This is a genomic window from Skermanella sp. (assembly GCF_059503625.1).
This window is the reverse complement of the sequence record NZ_JCACHA010001145.1, coordinates 1-5,135: the sequence shown is the minus strand read 5'-3', so window position 1 is coordinate 5,135 and position 5,135 is coordinate 1. Positions and strand designations below refer to the sequence as shown.

At 58.9% G+C, this 5,135-nt stretch carries 6 protein-coding genes and 1 pseudogene; 4 read left to right on the top strand and 3 right to left on the bottom strand.

The window, feature by feature from the left end:
* The first annotated feature begins 97 nt into the window (after nucleotides 1–97).
* A complete protein-coding gene (locus tag AC5JJ6_RS40790; protein ID WP_496047533.1) occupies nucleotides 98–706 on the top strand; it encodes a helix-turn-helix domain-containing protein in 609 nt (202 codons plus the stop codon).
* 78 nt (nucleotides 707–784) lie between these two features.
* Complete coding sequence (locus AC5JJ6_RS40785; protein WP_496047532.1) at nucleotides 785–1,765, top strand: DMT family transporter; 981 nt, start codon at nucleotides 785–787, stop codon at nucleotides 1,763–1,765.
* Between the two features lie 55 nt (nucleotides 1,766–1,820).
* Here AC5JJ6_RS40785 and AC5JJ6_RS40780 read toward each other — a convergent pair whose 3' ends face one another.
* On the bottom strand, nucleotides 1,821–2,495 hold the full coding sequence (locus tag AC5JJ6_RS40780; RefSeq protein ID WP_496047531.1) for a helix-turn-helix domain-containing protein: 675 nt from the start codon (nucleotides 2,493–2,495) through the stop codon (nucleotides 1,821–1,823).
* 228 nt (nucleotides 2,496–2,723) lie between these two features.
* Between AC5JJ6_RS40780 and AC5JJ6_RS40775 the strand changes: the two genes are divergently transcribed.
* Nucleotides 2,724–3,185, top strand: coding sequence for a sensor histidine kinase (locus tag AC5JJ6_RS40775; protein WP_496047530.1), 462 nt, complete (start codon nucleotides 2,724–2,726; stop codon nucleotides 3,183–3,185).
* Between the two features lie 472 nt (nucleotides 3,186–3,657).
* Here AC5JJ6_RS40775 and AC5JJ6_RS40770 read toward each other — a convergent pair whose 3' ends face one another.
* The gene (locus tag AC5JJ6_RS40770) at nucleotides 3,658–4,122 is read right to left on the bottom strand and encodes a PAS domain-containing protein (protein WP_496047529.1); all 465 of its coding nucleotides are present in this window, start codon (nucleotides 4,120–4,122) and stop codon (nucleotides 3,658–3,660) included.
* A gap of 199 nt (nucleotides 4,123–4,321) precedes the next feature.
* On the opposite strand from AC5JJ6_RS40770, the gene AC5JJ6_RS40765 reads away from it, so the two are divergent.
* Nucleotides 4,322–4,852 carry a response regulator gene (locus tag AC5JJ6_RS40765; RefSeq protein ID WP_496047528.1) on the top strand — a complete coding sequence of 177 codons (531 nt, stop codon included), beginning with the start codon at nucleotides 4,322–4,324 and terminating at the stop codon, nucleotides 4,850–4,852.
* On the opposite strand, the pseudogene AC5JJ6_RS40760 reads toward AC5JJ6_RS40765, so the two are convergent.
* Nucleotides 4,815–5,135 (bottom strand): annotated as a pseudogene (locus AC5JJ6_RS40760) (hypothetical protein); the annotation flags it as partial. The gene AC5JJ6_RS40765 and the pseudogene AC5JJ6_RS40760 sit on opposite strands and share 38 nt — an antisense overlap.

Below are 5,135 nucleotides of genomic sequence, written 5' to 3'. Positions count from 1 at the left end.
AAGGCCCTGCTCCTGCCGTTATCGTGAAATTCTAGGCTGTTTTTTTCACGGTATGAGCGATATACTTAGCTTGTCAACGATCAAGGCACTTTCCGCAATGGGTACTCCCCCCGCTCAGACTACCCAGGATTCCCTGTCCCAAGACCCCGATGCCATCGTAGGACGCCGCATCCGCGCACGCCGGCGCATCCGGAAACTGTCGCTGGAAAGCCTCGCGCGTGAGGCGGAGGTGTCGATCGGTCTGCTCAGCCAGATCGAGCGGGGCCTGTCGTCGCCGTCGATCAGCGTCCTGAGACGCATCTGCACAGCACTTCAGATTCCGATGAACTGGCTGTTCTCGGATGCCGACAGCGAAGCGCCGGAGGAAGCCGGCCTGATCGTGCGCGCCGGGCGGCGGCGGACGCTGGATTTTTCCGGCCGGGGCATGGTCAAGGAGCTTCTGACCCCCGATGACGGCGGCAACCTGCAACTCATGATCGTCCGCCTGGAAGGTCACGGCGGCTCTGGGATGGAGCCCTACAGCCATGTGGGAGAGGAAGCGGGGACCGTCCTGAAGGGAACCGTGGAGCTAGCGGTGGACGATCTCGTCTTCGTGCTGAACGCCGGCGACACGTTCCGCTTCGACAGCCCGCGACCGCACCGTTTCCGCAACCTGGGAGAAGACGAGGCGGAAGTCCTATGGGCCGTCACGCCGCCATTCTACTGACCGGCGGTGGTGCCAAAGCGCGCAGCGGCGGGTTGACGTTGCATAACAAGAATCCTTCCGTCCCTTTGAGGAAACGCATTGGCACAGGCAACCGACTCCGCATCGCAAGCTCCGGCAGCCTCATCGTCCGAACAATTGCCCCGCCAGGGATTCTTCCTGCTGGCCTCGCTCGCCTTCTTCTGGGGCACGAACTGGCCGGCCATGAAGCTGGCCGTCATCGACATGGACCCCTGGACATTCCGGGCCATCTGCTTCATCGCCGGAGCGGGCGGACTGATGCTGGTGGCCCGCGCCCGTGGTCTCAGCCTCCGGATCCCGCCCGCGGACCTTAAGCCGCTGATCCTGACGGCATTGATCAACGTGACGTGCTGGCAGATCTTCTCGGCGTTCGGGCTGACGCTCATGGCCGCCGGACGGGCGTCGATCATCGCCTTCACCATGCCGCTATGGGCATCCATCCTGAGCGTCGTCTTCCTGCGGGAGCGCATGACCGCGCTGCGCATCGTTGGTCTTGCCCTGGGACTGGCGGCGCTCGCGATCCTGCTGATCCCGGAGTTCGGGCGGCTGGGCGGAACGCCCTGGGGAGCCGCCATGATGCTGGCCGCCGCCATTTGCTGGGCAATCGGCACCGTCATGCTGAAGGCGATCCCCTGGCGGATGGACACCATCCAGCTCGCCGCTTGGCAGCTTGCGATCGGCGGCGTGCCGGTGATCCTGGCAGCCCTTCTGGTCGGCGATCCGGCATCCGTGATGGACCTGACCACGCCTGGGGCGCTCGGCGTGATCTATGCGGCGCTGATCCCGATGATCTATTGCCACTGGGCCTGGTTCCGCATCGTCTCGCTGTTTCCCGCCAACGTCGCGGCGATCGGAACCCTGGCGATCCCGGTGGTCGGGGTATTCTCCAGCGCCCTGATCCTTGGCGAGCCGCTGGCCGGCGCCGACCTCCTGGCCCTGTCGCTGGTGGTCGCCGGCCTGTTCATCGTCCTGGTGCTGCCAAGCCTGCTGCCGCAGCGCTCCAAGGCCCGCACGGCCGATCCGGTTTCGTCCCGCCAATGAAGGATGGCCGGTGCGGGCTTTGGCTTTGCTTGCGGAGGCTTTACTTGCGGAGGCTTTACTTGCGGATGTCCAGCGGAGACCAGGTGGCGCCATAGGTCCGTCGGCGGGTTTTCCTGCCCGTCTCCGCCGTTCCGGACTCCCCGGCCGCGTCCGCTTCGTTCGACGCTTCCCCGGCGCTGCTGCTCTCGCGGGCCGGTGCCGCATCGGGCGCCTTGGCGTTCTTGCGAGGCCGGCCTCTTGGCCGGCTGACGGGTGTTGCGACCGGATCGGGAGTCCTGAACGTCCCGCCGGTTTCGCGGTCCTGCCCTGAAATGTACCCGAGCAAAGTTCGTACCGCGTCCTGGATAAAGCCGGGAGCGGCCTTGTAGTGAGTTAAGACTTCAAGTTCGTCGTGGGTGAAGCGCTCGTCCTGTCGTTCCTTTACCTCGGGTTCGGCAGGAGCGGAGATCCCGTCGAGACCGTCGTAGAAGAAGCTGACCGGAACATCCAGCGCCTTCGCGATCTCGCAAAGCTGGCCGGCTCCGACGGAACTCGCTCCCGTTTCGTATTTCCGCATCTGCTGGAACGACATTCCCAGGGCCTTGCCGAGTTCCGGCTGAGACAAGTTCAACAGGGTGCGGCGAATACGAATCCTTTCACCAATGTGCTGATTGGCTTCCTGAGACGCGCCTCTGTTTCTGGCCTGACGTCCGCGTTTGACTTCGACCTGATTATCTTCGGTTTCAATCACATCAGCATCCCATTACAAGAAAATTGCATTTTGCCAAGTTTTCAAACAAAAAGAACGTCCGTTCCATAGTCCTGACCTCAATTACGACAATTCTGGCTTCTTTGTCAACTCCGGTGGTAAATCGTTGATTAAAGTGGCTTGCGCCATACCGTAGGACAAATCTGATATGCCTGTCATTGGGCTTCTTTCGAAACCGCCGACGAAATTTAATTCTCGAAACTTGCTCCGTTGGAGTTGAAAGCCGTTCAGCCAGACGATCAGGAGGAATGTCCAGGGGTTCTCATCAGTGAACGCTTCGTTGCAAAGAGCGGGGTATCGCCGGAACCGCAAATTGAAAATCTTTCGCTTTCCAAATTGCAATATGGCTACCATTCATTTTTGGCTTTGATGAAGAACTTTGCAATATTTGTGTATTGGGGAGCATACCGGGTAAATGGAGTGCATCTGCTCACGATGATCGACGACATCCTCGACATGTCCAAGATCGATGCTGGCAAGATCGATCTGAACGAGGGCACCGTCGATATCGTCCGCGCCGTCGCCGGTTGCTGCCGGACGATGCGCCAGCGCGCCGCGGACGCGGGCGTGGGCTTGTTGTCCAAGGCCGTCAAGTTCACGCCGTCGGGGGGCAGCCTCTTCGATGGTGAGCGGGTCGGCGGCAGCGCAGGAAGGTCCCGGGCGGGTGCTTGAATGGCTGGATCAGGCGTCCGACGGCACGGATAGCCAGATCCAGCCGAAATCTCGGAGAGCACTCGTCGGGATGTTGCACTGACCGTATCACCCGGTCCACTCGGCGAGCCTGCGGTGTTCCAGTTGCCGTAAAGGGTCGTAAGGGCAGTCTCTCCGGTATCGACGATCAAGGAAGGAGATGCGCGGCCACGTCCTCATGTCCCAACCTCTGGGTTCCCTCATGCGAGCGCTTCGGACTCTCCGAAACACTGGCCATGCGGTTTCCATCAAGACGAAACGGCCAATTTGGTCCCGGCAATCAAATTTTAGGCAAAGATGCCTAGAACCCATGGCTTTGCTAAGCATAGCACGATATATTTCATGTTCTGCTTCAGTGCCTTTTTTGTCTTTTTGATAAACACGACTCGATACGTTTTATGAATACCACAATGAGTAAGGGGTGATGTCAACGACAGTGCCATCGAATCGGGCATCATGGCCGCGTTTTGAGAACCATCGCGAAGTCCACCGCCGTAAGGATCATATCGACCGTCCAGCCATCGCTGGATAGCGGCAGATGAATGCCGGAAACGGTCGCGACGCCGGCTTTGGGGCCGCTGTATGGGGGAGCCGAGAACACCGGCTGTCGCATCTGGACCACCTTCATCCTGTCGATCCAGACAGTGCTCGCAGGTCCCGTATGGTCCATTTCGGAAAACCTCTTGCCAGTATAGTCCCGACGGGCCTGCGCGACGACCTGAGTACCGATAAGACGATACCGGAAATCGGATGGATCGTAGAATACATCCGTCAATATCAGCCACGGCAGCAGTTGAGGAATCTCACAAGGATCGATATCACGACGCGCTGGCATCATGCGGTCGATGATTTTACTCTTCCAGTAGTCGAGTACCGATTGGACGATCGACGAGAGTAAAATTGTTTCAGTGGTCATCATGCGCACTGCCATGACCCTTTTAAGATGGATTCTTGAAAAACTAGGCGTATTATGATCATTTCTTTCTTGGTTTTAAAACTTCAATCGACCGCCTGCAATTAAATTTCAAAAGATATAAAATTTTACAAACGGTCATACCAAGTCATTAGACAGACTTGTACATGATAGATCGGTCGCTCACTTTACATGGCGAACCGACATGGTTTCAGCAGCAATTTTTATGGTTAATATTAAATTAACCATTTTGAGCCAGTGTGAACCATCCCTGATGGATGGTCACGCAATGATGTCCAGCGCCTTAAGTCCCCTTACCGGCGGAAACACCTCAAGCGAGAACCGCATTCTGATCTGTGAGGACAATTCGCTGATCGCGATGGGATGGGCGTCGTTGTTGTCAATGACCGGGTACACCGTGCTCGGTCCTGCCGACACCGGGGAAAAGGCGCTGGAACTGGCTTATCAGGATCTGCCGGATCTGGCGGTACTGGATATCGGCCTGCGCGGCGCGATCGACGGCATCTCTGTCGCGTCCGAACTGGCGCCCCTCGGCGTGACCATCATCTTCGTCACGGCCGATTACCAGCGGGCGGGGTCGGAAGGCCGGGAGTTCGCCACGGAAATACTCATCAAGCCGGTGTCGGCCGATACCCTGCTGAACCTCGTATCTTCCAGCCTGGAGAGCAAGCGGAGGATCAGGGAGGAACAGGACGGCATGCGCCCCGCCGGTTGAGCGACAGCGACAGCCGCCGGACGCGGTTTTCCATGCCGACGGGACTTGCCGTCGGCCGGACATTGGTCACCAGGACGCGGTGCCCTTTCACCATCCTTGCGATGTTCTTCAGCTTCAGATCACCCATCGGCCTGACCTCGGCGTCAGGCATCGTGACGATCCGATGCAGCACGTCGTCGGAGACGCAGATTTCGCCCGCCTTGGCTAGGCTCTGGAGCCGGGCGGCGATGTTGGGCGCATTGCCGTATAGTTCGCCATCGGCAATCAGCACATCGCCGGCGCT